Source organism: Ligilactobacillus ubinensis, from assembly GCF_024160875.1.
Classification (GTDB): Bacteria; Bacillota; Bacilli; order Lactobacillales; family Lactobacillaceae; genus Ligilactobacillus; species Ligilactobacillus ubinensis.
Genome location: NZ_JAIULA010000011.1, coordinates 18,284 through 34,849, shown reverse-complemented (window position 1 = coordinate 34,849; position 16,566 = coordinate 18,284). Strand labels below are relative to the sequence as shown.

The window sequence follows — 16,566 nt, the reverse complement described above, 5'->3', positions numbered from 1 at the left end:
AGAATTGTATTGTTTACATAAATTCCTTGTGTTAATTTATAAATGTAAAGAAAGCGAATACAAAATTTGCTAAGGAGGAATTTTTATAATGACAACTTTACTAAAAAAAGTTAAATTGGGTTTTGCACCAACGCGACGGAACATTTTTTCAGCAGATGCTGCTATTGAATATGCAGACTATACACGCGCTAAACTAGATGAGTTGGACATTAATTATGTTGATATTAAAGATATTAATGAGGATGGATTACTCTATGATGATATAGGGATGGAAAAAATTGCAGCAAAGTTTAAAGCAGCTAAAATTGATGGTTTATTTTTAGCTAATGAAAATTTTGGGACAGAGTATGAATGTGCTCGTTTGGCAAAAAAATTAGATGTGCCTGTTTTATTATGGGGACCAAAAGATGAAGCTCCAGCACCTGATGGATCACGGTTGCGAGACACACAATGTGGTTTATTTGCCATTGGAAAAGTTTTGCGACGTTTCCAGATACCATTTACATATATTAAGAACTGTGATTTAGATGATCCTGCTTTTAAGCAAGGAATTATTGATTTTATCAAAGTATGTAATGTAGTAAAAACATTTAAAAATACACGGATTTTACAAGTTGGACCACGGCCATTTGATTTTTGGTCAACAATGGTGAATGAAGGGGAATTACTGGAAAGATTCAATATTTCGTTATCACCAATTCCCTTAGGTGAATTAACGCAGCTTATCCATGAGTTAATAGCTACAAAGGATCAGGAAATTAGTCAAACAAAAGAATATTTACATGAAATTGCGGATATTCAAATTGCAGATAAAGATTTAGAAATGGTAGCAGCTTTGAAAGTAGCTTTGAAACGTAAAATGCTAGAGTATGGTTGTAATTCAGGTGCCATCCAGTGCTGGACTGAACTTCAAGATGAAATAGGTATTTTACCGTATGCATCAGAAGCATTACTGCAAGATGAAGGGTACCCTGTTACATGTGAAACGGATATTCATGGGGTGATTTCAGAATTATTAATTGAAGCGGCAACTTTAGATGAGCACAAAGCTATTTTTGCAGATGTAAACTGTCGCCATCCTACAAACAATAATGGAGAGTTACTCCAACATTTAGGTGTTTATCCATTCTCAACAGCCAAGAGTAAACCAGTATTACCGCCATCACATTTTGTATTTGATTATCCTGGGTCTATTGCATTTGAATCGCAACCAGGAAATTATACCTTGTGTCGTTTTGATGGAGATAATGGTGAATATTCAATGCTTCTGGGAAATGCTAAAACGTGTGAAGGGCCATTTGAACAAGGAGTATACACATGGCTAGAGTTTAAAAATCTTAACCGATTTGAAGCAAAGCTAGTGTATGGACCATATATTCATCACATTGCTGCGGTTAAAGATGATGTTGTGCCAGTATTAGCAGAGGCTTGCAAATACCTTAATGTGCAAGTAGATTACTATGATCCTATTGAAGAAGACGTGGCGGCATATCTTCGCGGTGATATAAATACGATATTGAATACCGATATTTGATTAATTAAGCAGCAAAATTTTATAAGTTCTTTATTTTTTATTAATAATATATGTTATTGGATTTAGTAATCTATTAAGAACACTGATATTTTAGGAGAAACGTAATGAAATAGAAAAATGAATCTTAAAAATTATCAGAAAGGAAGACAGATAGAGATGCAAAAAGTTGAAAAATGGAAACGCTATGAAATGACCTTAGATGGTCCGGTGGATGGAAACCCTTATACAGAAGTGTCTTTAATAGCAGAATTTGTAAATAATGGTACAAAAATAAGTGTAAAGGGCTTTTATGATGGTAAGGGCAAATATAAAGTTAGGTATATGCCTCAAAAAGAAGGTATGTGGGAAGTAAAGACAAGATCAAATGTTGCAGAACTGAATGAAAAAACTGATATATTTGAATGTACGGAGGCTAATAAAGAAAATCATGGTCCAGTTGTTGTTAGTGGAAAAACGCATTTTAGTTACGCGGATGGTAAAGGATATATTCCATTTGGTACGACTGCATATGCATGGACTGTTCAGCCGGAAAACATACGACAAGAAACCCTAGCTACATTGAAACAAAATAAATTTAACAAAATTAGGATGACGGTTTTTCCTAAAAATTATAGTTATAATACTGAAGAACCTGAACTATACCCTTATGAAGGGGGACCTAAGAAAACAGCAGATACCTTTGATTTTGATGACTGGATGGTATCTTCTGAAGATATAGGTTTTGATTTTAGCAGATTCATTCCTGAGTATTTTAAAAATTTAGAACGCTATATAGATGAGTTAGATAACTTAGGGATTGAGGCGGATTTAATAATTTTTCATCCCTATGACCATTGGGGATTTGCAAGAATGGGCAAAAAATATAACAAACTATATATTCAGTATTTAGTTGCTAGACTTGCAAGTTTTAAAAATGTTTGGTGGTCTTTAGCAAATGAATATGATTTGATGGATTTGTGTGGACAAATCAGGCTAGATGAGTGGGATAGTATTGGAAAACTAGTTCAAGATGAAGATCCATCTGGACATTTGCTATCGATTCATAATTGGTATGATCCGCCTCAGCATAAAGATAATACAAAGAATTGGTATGACTATAGTAAACCATGGATTACGCATTTAAGCGTACAAAATGATAATGTTTTTAATGTTCCTAAATGGGTTAGTGAATATCGTAAGCCTGTAATAATAGATGAATGTAGATATGAAGGAAATATTGAATTTGGTTGGGGAGATAACACAGCTAAAGGAATGATGGACTTCTTTTGGAGAATTATCCTACGTGGTGGTGGAGCTACTCACGGGGAAACCTATATTGATAAACCAAACACAAAACGACCTATATGGTGGGCACATGGTGGAAAATTATATGGAGATAGTCAAAAACGAATTAATTATTTCAAAGATATCTTAGATAAAAATGGCTTTTCATATATAGTTGCACAAGCTACAGAAGGACCTCATTGGGAATTGGCAGCAGGATCAACACCTGATTTGAAGAAATTTATAGTATATTTTGGAGAGAATCAACCAGAGTTTGAAATTTTAGATTTTTTACCAAAAGAGAAAAAATATTCAGCTCAATTAATTAATGCTTGGGATATGACAGAATCTAAGTTAAATCAAAAAGTTACGGCGAACGAAGTAACGTATTTACCAAGAAATGAATTTAATGTACTAATCTTAACAGAAGATAATTAATTTATGAGGTGAATAATATTGGCTAAAGAATACTTGAGTATTGATGTTGGAGGAACAAACATCAAGTATGGTCTATTAAATGCTGCTGGCAAAATAATAGAACACGGAGAAACAACAACTCCTACAGAAGATTTAGATATTTTTTTAGATGTAGTATATAAAATAATCGAAAAATATTTAGGTAGAATCAGAGGTGTTGCATTTAGTGTACCGGGAAAAGTTGATGTAAGTAAAGGTATAGTTTATTTAGGTGGGTCGTTACCTTTTTTAGATGGTATTTGTCTAAAAGATGTAGTTAATAAAAAACATCCAAAGTTAATGGTATCAGTTGTGAATGATGGAAAGGCAGCTGCTATGGCAGAAATGTGGCTTGGAAATTTAAAAAATATTGATAACGGAGCTGCAATTGTATTAGGAACTGGTGTTGGCGGTGGAATTGTCGTTAATAATAGATTATTGCAAGGAACTAATTTTCAAGCAGGTGAGCTAAGCTTTATGTTAAATGATATTACTGCAACTGGATTTAAAGGTATGGTCGGAATGAATTGTTCGGCAGTAGGAATGATTGAAGATATAGCAACTGCGCTAAGTTTAGCAAATAAAAAGGATGGAAGAAAAGCCTTTGAATTAATAAAAAATGGAAATGTAGTAGCAAAGGGTATTTTTGAAGAATATTGTAGAAAAGTGGCATTGCTTATATTAAATGTTCAAACGGTTGTTGATTTACGACGTTATGTACTAGGTGGTGGAATAAGTGCACAACCTATTGTGACAAGAGAAATTAATAGGCAGTACGAATTATATTTAAGTAATAATAGTTTAGTTGATAAAACTTTGAAAAAGCCAGAGATTGTAAAGGCAAAATTTGAAAATGAAGCAAATCTTTATGGTGCCTTATATGGATTGCTATTAAAAGTAGACGAAGAAAAAATATATAGTTAATTGGAAAAGATATAGATTAAAATACACTATATAATTAAAAAACAGGTTCAAGGTAATATACAAAGCATGTATTATGCGATGTATAAAATTACTTTGAATCTGTATTTTTTTTATGAAATATAAAAACCTGAGTAGTGACAGATAATATATATTTTATAAAGTGAGAGAAAAGTAGCATGTAATTTCCCAAAGCGTGTGAAAGAATCAACACTTTCAAAAAAGTAAGCGTTCGCATAATATATAGACGTGGGGGTGATAAAAATGCGCGATAAGTTAATTCGGGTATTGGAATTGACAAGTGAGTGGAATGAATTGAAACTGAAAGATTTAGCGAATCAACTAGGAGTAACTACCAAAACTATTCGTAATGATATTAGGCAACTTAATGAATTGCTGGCCAGCAAAAAATTTGATCAGATATTTATTAGTAAAGGTATAATTTATAACCCATTCCCATCAAAAAAAATAAAAAATATTATTCATATTGTAGATGAAAATGAACAAGATGATTTATATTTGCCCCCCAAACAAAGAATTGTATTTCTATTGATGGAATTTATGGTTGCTAAAAAGCCGGTATTTTTAATTGACTTACAAGAAAAAATGCAGATTAGTAAAAGTACGATGGATAATGATATGCGTGATTTGAGAAAATTAGTGCAGTCATATGGATTACAAATTGTGACTAGTCACACAAATGGTGTGAATGTACGAGGTAGTGAACGTGCAATTCGAATGATGTTTACTGATATGTTTACTCGACAGCCAAATATTTTAGATCTAGTTCTTGATGGATTTAAATGGCCGGTAATTTTAGTAAAAGAAGCAAGAAAAATTTTTGATATAAACGATATTATCTATTTAAAAAAGATTTTACAAGATGTTTTCTACGATTCCCATCTAGGAGAAAATGATAATTATCAGCAACAAGCAATTGTTTTAACAATGGTTTGGGTTTCTCGTATACAGAATGGTCATAGCGTTGATAGAGATACCGATGTAAGCGAACTTAATACACATCAATTAAAATTCGTGAATCTAGTGATAGAACATTTTAATTTGAAACTTGTTAGTAAATCAGAGATGAGTTACCTTGCCTTTGTAATAAGCAGTTTTGATTCTAGTGAGACTTCTGAACTGGAGAATTGGGCAAAATCTCAAATTATATGTTTAGCGTTAATCGAATGGATGGAAGAAAAATTGGAATTTCCATTTTCAAAGAGTGAAAGTCTATTTGAACGAGTATATAAGCATATTTCAGCATTAATTAGACGACAAAATAGGAATATAAATGCATATAATCCATTAAAAAAAACAATTATGCAAAGCTATCCTCAAATCTTTGATGCAGTTAAACATTTTTTTGATAAAAAGAATCAGAAATATAAAATGATTCTTTCTGATGATGAAATTGGATATCTTGCTATCTATTTTTCAACTGCTCAGGTAGAGATTCGTCAAGAACAAGTTTACAAATACAGAATTGCAGTTATATGTAACTACGGATTAGCAACAGGACGTTTATTGGCAGCAAGTCTTGAGGAAAATTTTAACGTTGATGTTTTAGCGATTTTAAGTATATCTGAATTAGATGTTTTGAATAAGATACCTATAGGATTGGTTTTTAAAACAGTTGATGTTGATGTTGAGGGATTTCCAAGTTTAAAAGTAAGTCCAATATTGTCTACTAAAGATATACAAATAACAACTAAGTTTTTGAAAAAGCACTCTAATTTAGCAAAGCATGAAAAAAGACATCTAGAGCCCACACGATTATTTAATAGCATATTAATTGCACTTAAGAGTAGCAATATCAATATTGATAATAATTTGATTTTTGAATTGCAGCGAGTGTTTGAAAAAAATAAGTTAAAAATAAATGAGAGAGAGGTTCAACCGATGTTAAAAGATATCATTAATAACAATCAAATTCAGCTAAAGGTAACTGCTAATGGATGGAAAGATGCGATTACGAAATCATCGCAACCTTTGCTAGATGAAGGATACATTAAACCTGAATATATAAAGGCTATGATAGACTCAGTTGAAGATTACGGCCCGTATATAGTTATAGGACCATCAATTGCATTAGCGCATGCAAGGCCAGAAGATGGTGCAAAAAAACTTGGCGTATCAATAATGACATTAGCACATCCAATTAATTTTGGTAATTCTGAAAATGATCCTGTTAAAATAATATTTTGCTTAGCTGCAGTTGATAATTATTCACATTTGAATGTGATGAAAACTATTGTTCAGTTGATTAATAATCAAGACAAAGTTGAAAAATTAATCGGTATTTCTGATATTAATGAATTTCGTAAAGTATTATTTGATCCTAGTTAATTTAAGGAGATGACTTTAAAATGAACAAGAAATTGAAGATTTATTTTATTTGTGGTAATGGATTAGGTAGCTCTTTAGCATGCCAGATGGTAGCAGAAGATGTATTAAATGATGAAAAACTTGAAGCAAATATGGAGCATGAATCTATATCATCAGCACCGGGTTTAAAAACAGATATCATTGTTTCAGCGGAGAACTTTAAAATGCAATTTGAAAAATTTGAAATGGATCCAGGGATACAGTTTGTGTTCTTACACAATATTGTTAGTAAAGAAGAAATTAAGGAAAAACTTGTCCCAGTTATTAGAAAATTGTCAGAATAAAAATCAATAATTTGGTCTGGAGGTAAGACGACATGGTTGTTATTAATTTTATTATCCACAATATTTTGACTCAATCGGCTGTTATTATTGCACTTATTGCATTGTTAGGCTTGGTTTTACAAAAAAAATCATTTGGTACAGTGCTTACAGGAACTTTTAAAACGCTATTAGGCTTTGAAGTCTTGAGTGCAGGATCAGCTGTTATCGTTGCTAGTTTGACTTATTTTGGTAAAATTTTCCAGCATGCATTTCATTTAAATGGAGTTGTTCCTAGTATTGAAGCAATTAATGGTCAAGCTATGAATACATTAGGTTTAGGTAATGAGATAGCTTTTACTTTTCTAGGTATTTTTATCGTTAATATTATTATTGCACGCTTTTCTCCTTGGAAATATATTTTTTTAACAGGTCAAGCATTATTATGGATGTCAACAATGACGGTTATTGGAGGAAAAATATGTGGTTTTAATACAATGGTAACCGTTGTTTTAGGAAGTATTGTCGGTGGTATATTTGCTGTTGCAATGCCTGCATTAGCGCAGCCATTTGTTCGTAAAATTACAGGAAATGATGCAATAGCTTTGGGACATTTTTGTACAATAGGTTATTTATTTGAAGCAGGTGCTGCTTGGATTTTTGGTGAGCGTGGTGAAAATAAACATTCTGTTGAAGATATTAAATTACCTAAAGCACTTGAATTTATGCAAGATACCTATTTATCAGTTGCAGTTGTCATGGTTCCGTTATATTTAGTTACTGGAGCATTTGCTGGTCCTAAATGGGCGGGTGTTGGAACTACAAATTACATGGTTGAAGCGTTTTTACAAGCAATTCAATTTGTTGTGGGTGTTTATGTATTACTAGCTGGTGTTCGTCTCTTGTTGGGTGAAATTGTTCCTGCATTTCGTGGGATTGCTATGAAGATCGTACCTAATGCAAAGCCTGCATTAGATTGCCCAGTTCTATTTCCTTATTCACCCAATGCGGTTATTCTTGGATTTGTTACAACTACAATTGGTACAGTTATCGGCATGTTTTTAATGCCAGCAATAGGTTTGGCAGTTATTTTACCAGGTATGTTAACGAATTTTTTTGCAGGTGGTACGGCTGGAATTTTTGGTAATGTTGTAGGCGGACGTCGAGGAGCTATTATTGGCGGTATACTTCATGGATTGTTTATTACGTTGCTACCAGCATTATTGGTTGTTGCTTTGCAAAGTCTTGGTTTTGTAAATGCAAGTGCAACTGATTCTGATACAATCGTTGCGGCATTGATGTATGCTTTTGTGTTTGCACCTATTTTAAAAGCAATTTAGATCTACAAGAATTATTGTTTTCATAGAAGTGCTAGGAGGAAGATGTCATGTTTGGTTTTAATAAAAAGAAAAAAGTTGAAAGTATTGACAACAAAAAATTAACTCCAGAAACAATTGATGTTCTTACAGTTAAACTATCAGAATTGCAAAAGAAGCTTGATATGACTGATGATGAAGATGAAAAGATAAAAGTATATGAAGAACTTGGTGCAGTATATATAAAACTTAATAAAACAGATGAAGCAATTGTAGCCTATGAAACCAGTATTAAGATTAAAGAACAATTTGGTAAAGCATACAACGCATTACTAAACTTATATGAGGAAAAGCGTAAAGCTGCTGCTCTAACTAAAGATGATACAGAAATTCAGAAATGGATAAGAAAAACTGATAATTTGTTGGATATGTCAAAGCGAGTTTTACGAAAAAACATGTTTTAAAAACAGGTATAAATAGGAGGAGATTTATTATGTATAAGAATCTTAAAAGTATGTTGGATGAGGCAGAAAAGCTAGATTATACAGTGGGGGCTTTCAATGCTCATAACCTTGAAATGGTACCTGATATGATAAGAGCAGCTAGAGATGCTGGTGCGCCAATTATAATTCAAACCAGTGAATCTACTGCTAAGTATGTTGGGATGAAAAATTTTGTGGCTATATGTAAGATGATGGCTGAAGATTTACTTGTAGATGTTGATTTACATCTAGATCATGCAAAATCTTTTGACAATATTAAGGAAGCTATTGATGTGGGATATAGTTCAGTTATGTTTGATGGGTCAGCGCTGCCGTTTAGAGAAAATATGGAACGGTCATTGCGTGTTACTGACTACGCGCATAAAAATAATGTTTCAGTTGAATGTGAAATTGGAACAATTGGTGGTACTGAAGAAGGAATAACTGTCGCTGAAGGAGTGTACACTGATCCTAAGCAAGCGTTAGAATTTTTAAACAATGTACCTGTTGATGCTCTTGCGGTTGGTGTTGGCACTCATCATGGTCAGTTTGAGTCTAAAACAAAACTTAATTGGGAGTTAATTGAAGAACTGCATTCTAAAATATCTACGCCTTTGGTAATTCATGGAGGTACAGGTGTTAATGAAGATGATTATCATCGTTTAACTGAAAATGGTATTCGGAAGTTTAATGTGGGAACTGAGCTATTAGTAGCTTGGACTCGGACAGCCAAAAAATATTTTAATGAAACAGAAGTTAATAACTCTTTGAGAAATAATATAATGCCATGTAATAAAGAAGTATATGAAGTGGTTAAACATAAGATAGGATTATTTTTGAACAAATAGTAAATGTGACTAATAGTAGGATTGAAAGATCATTGAATTGTTCTTTCAATTTTTTACGTAGCAACTAGTTGTTGGGATATAGGTGATAGTATGGAACCCAAAAAAACTTTAATTTTATTAGCTGGAGCTCCTGGTACAGGGAAAAGCTATACTGGACAAATTATAAGACAAGCATTTCCAAGTTTGATGTACACGCCTTTAGATATGTTCAAAGAACATATTTATGATGAAATAGGTTTTGATAATTTAAGTCAGAAAAGTATCCTTGATGAAGAGGCACGCCAACGTTTTTATCAAGCAATTGACCTTATGATGGGTTATGGTAAACAGATATTAGGTGATTATCCTTTTAGTTATAAACAAAAACCATATCTTGAAAAAATTGCTAATAAAAATAATTACCAGGTAATTACAATAAGGTTAGAAGCTCCTGTTGAGATCTTGTATCAACGCCAACGTAATAGAGATCAAGAAGAGCAGCGTCATTTAGGTCATTTGATGAATCATTATCATCGAGATGATGTGATTACGTCAGATGTAGAGCTTGATGGAATGCCAACTATGGAAGTGTTTAAAAAACGAATGAAAGAACGAAAATATTCGAATTTTAGTTTAGGGAAATTATTGCGTATTGATGTGAGTGACTATTCGCAAATTAATTATTTGCAATTAATTCGCTCAATTGAAAAAATAGCGGGTATTTCTGCAAACTAGATAGATATGTAATCAAGGAACAAGAGGAAAGAGGTGTTAGTTTTTGAAGTTAAATAAGTATATTGATCACACTTTACTAAAGCCTGAAGCAACAGCAACACAGATTGATAGAGTAATTCGTGAAGCAAAAGAGAATCATTTTGCTTCAGTTATGGTTAATCCATACTGGGTGTCACGAGTGCATAAAGCTTTAATTGGTACAAATGTGCATACTGCAACAGTAATAGGCTTTCCCCTAGGTGCTAATGCAACTAATATTAAATTTCAAGAAACAAAACAAGCTATAAATGATGGTGCTGATGAACTTGATGTTGTTATGAATATTGGTGAATTCAAGTCAGGCAATTATTACATGGTTAAAAACGAAATTATTAAATTAGTAGTATTTGCACATGAAAGGAATAGGATTTTAAAAGTAATTGTTGAAACATCTCTTCTTAATGATGATGAAAAGGTTAAAGTTAGTAAACTAGTAGTTAGCACAGGTGCAGACTTTATAAAAACATCAACAGGTTTTTCTGACAGTGGTGCGTCTATTTATGATGTTAAGTTAATAGTGAAAACTGTTGGAAATCAACTAGCAGTTAAGGCATCTGGTGGAATTCATACAATTAGTGATGCAACTGCTATGATTAATGCTGGTGCTTCACGATTAGGTGTTAGTAATAGTATGCAAATAATTGGTAGAAATTAATAGCAGTATAATAAAAGAATCTGATTATTTTCCAAACTTATGATGTGGATCTTTACAGTTAGATAAATATAGTTAAGCTACTTTCTGAACGGTGAGCTTCCGATAATTATCGGGGACTTACCGTTTAATATTGCTTTAATTCGATATTTTTGTGGAAATCAATCTAATCATTCAAGAATTAAAAAAATTATTTCTTTAAAATGTTTATCCTTAATTTTGGCAAGGTTTTAATGATTTGCATTTTTATTTAATAATCAATTATAATTTTAATTGGTAAACTTTTGAAAATATTTAAAAGTTGCTGGTTTTTAAGGATTTATGAATAGTTCGTAGCTAAAAGGCATAATGAAATAAAACAATATAATTTATACTTTGGGGGGTATGGTTGTATGAAAATAAAGAAATATTCCAGTCAGAAAACACGGGCACAACATACATATCAATTTTTTAAAGATCGGCGCAATGATCCGGCCTGGCAAGAAGATTTTTTTCGTGTTAAAGCAATTCGCCGGCGTAATTTTATACTTAAAGTAGGTTTGATTCTTTGTATATTGTTAATTTGTGTTACTGTTTATAATATTAATCAGACTGATACTGATAAGACAGCGCTAAATAACAATGTAAAACAGAGTTCTAGTTCTATAGAGTCATCGATAGCAAATTCTAATTCTAGTTCTAGGGTAAATCATCAAGTAAACAATCAGAGTAGTAGTACAGGTCAAGGATCTATAATTATTAATGACTATTCTAGATATACTAACTATTCTGGTAATTATGATAGTTCGGATAATTCATATTATTTGGATGTTGAAAAAGGCACACTAACGTATAATGGTCCGGAGAAACAACAAATATATTATTTTGATAAGGTTATTTTACATCCTGACGATAGCTTAGTAATAAATGTACATGGTAATTATCACTATAATGCTTATGATGGGAATGGTGAGCAGTCTAAGTTAATGTATTTGAGTGTTTTGTTGGCACCTGCTAATAAGAAAATTGAAAAAAATTGGCAGACAGGATTAAACATTGAAGATGAGACAGATTTTTCTAAAAATCGCTTAGCCTTTGCTACTTCATATGATAATGGTAAAACTTTTAATATGGAAACGGCGTACACTGTTTTTGAAAAAGGATTAACAACATCCGCAGAAGGAAATTCGGATTTAGAACTATTCTATTCATCGACAGATTAAAATAATAGAACAAAGAAACTGAAAAAACCACTTAATTGTCGCGGAATATCACTGATAATTAAGTGGTTTTTATTAAGTATTAGATTCTTGCAGTCGATGATCCTTTTATTAATTGGGGTTTATGGATAATGGAATCGAATTTTTTTGTATTAATAAGTTGTAAGATTCCGTGCCCAGCTTCCTTGCCAATTGAAATAGTATCGTAATTTAAGGTGGTTAATGTAGGTGTTAAATATTTTGATAATTCATAATTGTCAAAACCAACAATAGAGATGTCACCAGGGATAGAATATCCAGTATTTTTTAAATAGTCCATGATTTTAATAGCAATTTTATCATGATAACAGACAATAGCAGTTGGTCTATTTGTAGATTTAAGATATAACTCCATTTTTTCAATAATTGTTTTAATATCATCACTTGAACGATACATAATAATATTACTTTTAGAAGAATCTGCTCGATATTCTTGGTAGGCAGCGATGAATCCTTGCATGCGGTAAACCCCTTGCAAATCACTGGTTTGGAAAATACCTAGGATTTTTTCATGGCCTAAGTCGAGTAGATATTGGACAACCTCTTTTTCTGCTTCGGAATCTGCATTGGTAATAGATGGAAAAGTGAGTTCAGGATATTCAGCATTTAGAAATAATGCAGGTATATTATTTTGTTTAATTGTACGATAAATATCTAAATTAGGATTGGGTAAGGCACTTTGGCTAGGTTCTATTATTAAACCAGCAACATGAGAGTCAAGCATATTAATAAGACAGTTACGTTCGCTAACAGTATTGTTATGAGTACTACTGATTAAAATAGAGTAGCCCTCCTTACTGAGAATAGTATCTATTTGTGAAATGATTTGTGGAAAAATATAGCTTGCAATATGTGTGCAAATAATCCCGATAGTTTTACTATCAACATGTGCATTCCATTTTTTGTTCCAATCTTCTACGAAAATGCCAGCACCTTGAATTCGATAAATTAGATGTTCGCTTTCTAGATTAGCAAGTGTTTTTCGAATTGTATAGCGTGAAACACTAAAGTATTGCATTAATTCGTTTTCTGTAGGTAGTTTTTCGTTGATATGATATGAGCCAAAAAGAATCTTGTTTTTTAAAGTTTCTTTAACTCGTAAATAGTTATTTTCCATGATTATCCTCAATAATTGATTAGAATTAATATTTATAAATATATATTTGTATGATAAAAAATTACAAATATAGAATACCACATTTTAAATCGTAATAGTACAATATTCAACGATTTTAATGCTGATATTATCGGACTAATCAAATAAAAAGCAAGTTAAAAAAAACAAATTATTTTTTTTTGGAACAGAGTATCCTTAAATGTAAGGATATTTTTTTGATATCATCTTAAAATTAATTCGAATGAATTTTTGAAGGTGTTGAATTGTACGAATGAAAGTATTAATATGAAATCGTTCAAAGAAAGCGCTTTTATTAAACGATTTTTAATCGAGGAGGAAACTTAATGTCGCAAGAAAAAAAGATATCAAGTGGATTTATTTATTTCTTCGGATCATTTGGTGGAATATTATTTGGATATGATATTGGTGTAATGACAGGAGCACTTCCGTTTTTAGAAAATGTATGGCATTTACAAGATAGTGCTACTATTGTCGGATGGATTACATCATCGGTTATGTTTGGTGCTATTTTTGGTGGTGCACTAGCTGGACAACTTTCTGATAAATTTGGTCGGAGAAAAATGATTTTAGCGTCATCACTAATTTTTGTTTTAGGTTCATTGTTATCGGCAATTTCACCTGGTAATGGATATATATATTTGATTTCTGTACGTATTATTCTTGGATTAGCTGTTGGTGCAGCTTCTGCTCTTGTCCCTGCTTATATGTCAGAGATGGCACCAGCAAAATTACGTGGACGGTTATCAGGAATAAATCAAACAATGATTGTTTCAGGAATGTTGATTTCATATATAATTGATTTCTTATTAAAGGACTTATCCGATAATCTAGCTTGGCGTTTGATGTTAGGGCTTGCCGCTGTACCAGCGGTTATCTTATATGCGGGAGTACTAAAACTTCCTGAGTCACCACGATTTTTAGTTAAAAATAATAAATTAGATGAGGCACGTAAAGTTTTATCTTATATTAGACCAGCAGAGCAAATTGATGCTGAATTAACTGATATTAATAAAACTGCAACGGTTGAGAAAAAGGCATATCAAACATCTTCATGGGGTGACTTATTTAGTGGTAAATATCGCTATCTTGTAATTGCTGGAGTGGGTGTTGCTGCTTTTCAACAGTTCCAAGGAGCTAATGCAATTTTCTATTACATTCCATTAATTGTTGAAAAGGCTACAGGTCATGCAGCGAGTTCATCATTAATGTGGCCGATTATTCAAGGCATTATTTTGGTTGTTGGATCTTTAGTCTTTTTAGTGATTGCAGATAAATTCAATCGGAGAACACTTCTAACACTTGGCGGAATGATAATGGGACTATCATTTATACTACCAGCGATTATTAATACTTTGGCACCTAAAACAAATTCAATGATGATTGTAGTCTTTCTATGTATTTATGTAGCTTTCTATTCATTTACATGGGCTCCTCTAACATGGGTTTTGGTAGGAGAAATATTCCCCTTAGCAATTAGAGGACGGGCTTCTGGGTTAGCATCATCTTTTAATTGGATTGGGTCTTTCTTAGTAGGTCTACTTTTTCCAATTATGACAGCATCAATGTCACAGGAAGCTGTATTTTCAATCTTTGGAGTTATTTGTTTGTTTGGGGTAGCTTTTGTACGGATATGTGTCCCAGAAACAAAAGGGCATACCCTTGAGGAAATTGAAACATCTGGAACAAAGAAAAACTTACATGTAAAGGAGCAACACATATGAATGTAAGTCAGACAGCTAAAGTTATAGAAGAAGGAAAAACAGCATTAGGTATTGAGTTAGGATCAACGCAAATTAAAATTGTTTTAGTTGCGGAAGATTTTAGTGTTATTGCTGCGGGAAGCTGTGTTTGGGAAAATAAATTTGAAAACGGTATCTGGACTTATTCTTTAGATGAAGTATGGGATGGAATTCAAAGTAGTTATTCTCAACTAGCAGCAGATATTAAAAGTCGTTATCATGTTACGGTAAAAAAAGTTAGTTCGATTGGTGTTAGTGCAATGATGCATGGCTATTTGGCATTTGACAAAGATGATAAGCTTTTAACACCATTTCGTACTTGGCGTAATAATATAACCAAGCAAGCGGCTGAAGAGTTAACGGCATTATTTGAATTTAACGTTCCACAAAGATGGAGTATTGCGCATTTGTATCAGGCTATTCTAAATAAAGAGGAACATGTTTCAAAAATAACTTATCTAACCACGCTTGCAGGGTATGTTCACTGGCAGCTTACAGGTGAAAAGGTGTTGGGAATTGGTGATGCATCTGGAATGTTTCCTGTAAATGGAAAGAAATTTCGTACAGATCTAATCAATAAATTTATGCAGTTAAAAGAAGTTAAAAATTATACTTGGGAACTAACGGATATTTTGCCAAAAATTTATAGCGCGGGTGAAGTCGCTGGTAAATTGACCGAAAAAGGGGCAAGAAACTTAGATACGAGTGGTAATTTACAAGCAGGAAGTTTGTTAGCGCCCCCAGAAGGTGATGCGGGAACTGGGATGATTAGCACTAATAGTGTGCGTGAAAAAACGGGTAATATCTCAGTCGGAACATCTGCTTTTGCAATGGTTGTTTTGGATAAACCACTGGAAAAAGTGCATAAAGATATTGATGTTGTAACAACACCTGATGGTCAGACAGTAGCAATGGTGCATACAAATAACTGTTCTTCAGATATAAATGCTTGGGCTAAGTTATTTAAGGAATTTGCAGCACGATTAGGAAACAACATTGGATCAAATGAGCTATATGAAACGTTGTTTTTAGATACTACTAAGTCAGATTCCGATGCAGGTGGACTGATTAACTACAGTTATTTATCAGGTGAAAATATTACTGAAATTCAAGCCGGACGTCCTTTATTTGTTAGAACTCCAAACAGCAAGTTTACGTTAGCAAACTTTATGACAGCACAACTTTATTCAGCCTTTGCGCCTTTAAAAATTGGAATGGATATTTTAGTTAAAGAAGAAAAAATTCACACTGATGTCATGATTGCGCAAGGCGGATTATTTAAAACGCCTGTTGTTGGACAACAAGTGTTAGCCAATGCATTAAATATCCCAATAACCATTATGAATAATGCAAGTGTAGGTGGCCCTTGGGGGATGGCAGTTCTTGCTATTTACTTGTTAAAGAAAAAAGAACAAACATTAGCCGATTTCTTGGATACACAAGTTTTCTCTAATCCTGAGAGTATGACACTAAGTCCAGAGCCAGTAGGAGTAGCAGGATACCGTAAATTTATAGAGCGATATCAAAATGGCTTAAAGGTTGAAGAAACAGCAGCTGTAATTCCAGATTAGGAGGAGT

At 32.7% G+C, this 16,566-nt stretch carries 14 protein-coding genes; 13 read left to right on the top strand and 1 reads right to left on the bottom strand.

The genetic code is table 11. The features are described 5' to 3' along the window. The first annotated feature begins 88 nt into the window (after window positions 1-88). The 11 genes from LB941_RS06795 (at window position 89) to LB941_RS06745 (ending at window position 12,075) form a co-directional block, all read left to right on the top strand. Window positions 89-1,534, top strand: a complete 1,446-nt coding sequence (locus tag LB941_RS06795) for an L-fucose/L-arabinose isomerase family protein (RefSeq protein ID WP_253360571.1) — start codon at window positions 89-91, stop codon at window positions 1,532-1,534. 156 nt (window positions 1,535-1,690) lie between these two features. Next, on the top strand, window positions 1,691-3,235 hold the full coding sequence (locus LB941_RS06790; protein WP_253360569.1) for a DUF5060 domain-containing protein: 1,545 nt from the start codon (window positions 1,691-1,693) through the stop codon (window positions 3,233-3,235). 18 nt (window positions 3,236-3,253) lie between these two features. Beyond that, complete coding sequence (locus LB941_RS06785; RefSeq protein WP_253360567.1) at window positions 3,254-4,177, top strand: ROK family protein; 924 nt, start codon at window positions 3,254-3,256, stop codon at window positions 4,175-4,177. 261 nt (window positions 4,178-4,438) lie between these two features. Beyond that, a complete protein-coding gene (locus tag LB941_RS06780) occupies window positions 4,439-6,523 on the top strand; it encodes a BglG family transcription antiterminator (protein ID WP_253360566.1) in 2,085 nt (694 codons plus the stop codon). 20 nt (window positions 6,524-6,543) lie between these two features. Further along, window positions 6,544-6,846 (top strand): PTS sugar transporter subunit IIB, encoded by a 303-nt coding sequence (locus LB941_RS06775; RefSeq protein WP_253360565.1) that lies wholly within the window; start codon window positions 6,544-6,546, stop codon window positions 6,844-6,846. A 32-nt stretch (window positions 6,847-6,878) separates the two neighbouring features. Next, complete coding sequence (locus LB941_RS06770; protein WP_253360564.1) at window positions 6,879-8,162, top strand: PTS sugar transporter subunit IIC; 1,284 nt, start codon at window positions 6,879-6,881, stop codon at window positions 8,160-8,162. A gap of 47 nt (window positions 8,163-8,209) precedes the next feature. Beyond that, window positions 8,210-8,602 (top strand): tetratricopeptide repeat protein, encoded by a 393-nt coding sequence (locus LB941_RS06765; RefSeq protein WP_253360563.1) that lies wholly within the window; start codon window positions 8,210-8,212, stop codon window positions 8,600-8,602. Between the two features lie 29 nt (window positions 8,603-8,631). Then, window positions 8,632-9,468 carry a class II fructose-bisphosphate aldolase gene (locus LB941_RS06760; protein ID WP_253360561.1) on the top strand — a complete coding sequence of 279 codons (837 nt, stop codon included), beginning with the start codon at window positions 8,632-8,634 and terminating at the stop codon, window positions 9,466-9,468. Window positions 9,469-9,558: 90 nt separating this feature from the next. After that, complete coding sequence (locus LB941_RS06755; protein ID WP_253360559.1) at window positions 9,559-10,182, top strand: zeta toxin family protein; 624 nt, start codon at window positions 9,559-9,561, stop codon at window positions 10,180-10,182. 43 nt (window positions 10,183-10,225) lie between these two features. After that, window positions 10,226-10,876: a deoxyribose-phosphate aldolase gene (gene deoC / locus LB941_RS06750; protein WP_253360558.1), complete on the top strand. Its 651-nt coding sequence runs from the start codon at window positions 10,226-10,228 to the stop codon at window positions 10,874-10,876. A gap of 389 nt (window positions 10,877-11,265) precedes the next feature. After that, the gene (locus LB941_RS06745) at window positions 11,266-12,075 is read left to right on the top strand and encodes a hypothetical protein (protein WP_253360557.1); all 810 of its coding nucleotides are present in this window, start codon (window positions 11,266-11,268) and stop codon (window positions 12,073-12,075) included. 79 nt (window positions 12,076-12,154) lie between these two features. On the opposite strand, the gene LB941_RS06740 is transcribed toward LB941_RS06745, so the two are convergent. Continuing rightward, the gene (locus LB941_RS06740; RefSeq protein WP_253360556.1) at window positions 12,155-13,228 is read right to left on the bottom strand and encodes a GntR family transcriptional regulator; all 1,074 of its coding nucleotides are present in this window, start codon (window positions 13,226-13,228) and stop codon (window positions 12,155-12,157) included. Window positions 13,229-13,572: 344 nt separating this feature from the next. Between LB941_RS06740 and LB941_RS06735 the strand changes: the two genes are divergently transcribed. Both LB941_RS06735 and LB941_RS06730 read left to right on the top strand, forming a co-directional pair. Further along, a complete protein-coding gene (locus LB941_RS06735; protein ID WP_253360555.1) occupies window positions 13,573-14,970 on the top strand; it encodes a sugar porter family MFS transporter in 1,398 nt (465 codons plus the stop codon). Further along, complete coding sequence (locus LB941_RS06730; protein WP_253360554.1) at window positions 14,967-16,559, top strand: xylulokinase; 1,593 nt, start codon at window positions 14,967-14,969, stop codon at window positions 16,557-16,559. The genes LB941_RS06735 and LB941_RS06730 overlap by 4 nt, the downstream gene beginning before the upstream one ends. Window positions 16,560-16,566 lie beyond the last annotated feature (7 nt).

What these genes read in the sequence shown, in the direction of transcription:
- LB941_RS06795 (WP_253360571.1), top strand. Translation starts at nt 89, where the DNA reads ATGACAACTTTACTAAAAAAAGTTAAATTGGGTTTTGCACCAACGCGA.
- LB941_RS06790 (WP_253360569.1), top strand. Translation starts at nt 1,691, where the DNA reads ATGCAAAAAGTTGAAAAATGGAAACGCTATGAAATGACCTTAGATGGT.
- LB941_RS06780 (WP_253360566.1), top strand. Translation starts at nt 4,439, where the DNA reads ATGCGCGATAAGTTAATTCGGGTATTGGAATTGACAAGTGAGTGGAAT.
- LB941_RS06775 (WP_253360565.1), top strand. Translation starts at nt 6,544, where the DNA reads ATGAACAAGAAATTGAAGATTTATTTTATTTGTGGTAATGGATTAGGT.
- LB941_RS06770 (WP_253360564.1), top strand. Translation starts at nt 6,879, where the DNA reads ATGGTTGTTATTAATTTTATTATCCACAATATTTTGACTCAATCGGCT.
- LB941_RS06765 (WP_253360563.1), top strand. Translation starts at nt 8,210, where the DNA reads ATGTTTGGTTTTAATAAAAAGAAAAAAGTTGAAAGTATTGACAACAAA.
- LB941_RS06760 (WP_253360561.1), top strand. Translation starts at nt 8,632, where the DNA reads ATGTATAAGAATCTTAAAAGTATGTTGGATGAGGCAGAAAAGCTAGAT.
- LB941_RS06755 (WP_253360559.1), top strand. Translation starts at nt 9,559, where the DNA reads ATGGAACCCAAAAAAACTTTAATTTTATTAGCTGGAGCTCCTGGTACA.
- LB941_RS06745 (WP_253360557.1), top strand. Translation starts at nt 11,266, where the DNA reads ATGAAAATAAAGAAATATTCCAGTCAGAAAACACGGGCACAACATACA.
- LB941_RS06740 (WP_253360556.1), bottom strand. Translation starts at nt 13,228, where the DNA reads ATGGAAAATAACTATTTACGAGTTAAAGAAACTTTAAAAAACAAGATT.
- LB941_RS06735 (WP_253360555.1), top strand. Translation starts at nt 13,573, where the DNA reads ATGTCGCAAGAAAAAAAGATATCAAGTGGATTTATTTATTTCTTCGGA.
- LB941_RS06730 (WP_253360554.1), top strand. Translation starts at nt 14,967, where the DNA reads ATGAATGTAAGTCAGACAGCTAAAGTTATAGAAGAAGGAAAAACAGCA.